Genomic DNA, 392 nt, shown 5'->3' on the forward strand with positions numbered 1-392 from the left:
GTCCTGGTGACCTCGGGCGTCTTGAGCGAACTGCCCGTCCTCGGCACCCCGCCGGCATGGCTCGACGTGACGATCGTCGGCCCCTATGGGCGCGCCGACACGCCGCTGCGCCTGCTGCGCGAGGCCGGTCAGCGTTTGCGCGCTCAGCCCGCTTCGCGCTGCCTGCATCGCCTGCGCTTCCTGATGTCGCAGCACATCCGCCGAGTGCCCTGGCATCCCGGTCGTGTCTATGAGTTCATGCAGAACGCCGATGTCGGCATCATCCCGGTCGAGCCCAGCCTGGATGCGCCTGATCTGCCGGTGCCGGTATGGCAGGTGAAGTCCGAAAATCGCCTGACGATGAAAATGAGCGTCGGCCTGCCGGTCGTGGCGTCGCCGGTTCCGGCCTACAC

1 protein-coding gene is annotated in these 392 nt (G+C 67.6%); it reads left to right on the top strand.

Annotated features, from left to right (window positions below):
* Window positions 1-21: 21 nt before the first annotated feature.
* A partial coding sequence (locus I6F16_RS37780; protein WP_225174815.1) for a hypothetical protein occupies window positions 22-392 on the top strand: 371 nt, incomplete at its 3' end.

Source organism: Bradyrhizobium sp. IC4060 (genome assembly GCF_020193715.1).
Lineage (GTDB): Bacteria > Pseudomonadota > Alphaproteobacteria > Rhizobiales > Xanthobacteraceae > Bradyrhizobium > Bradyrhizobium yuanmingense.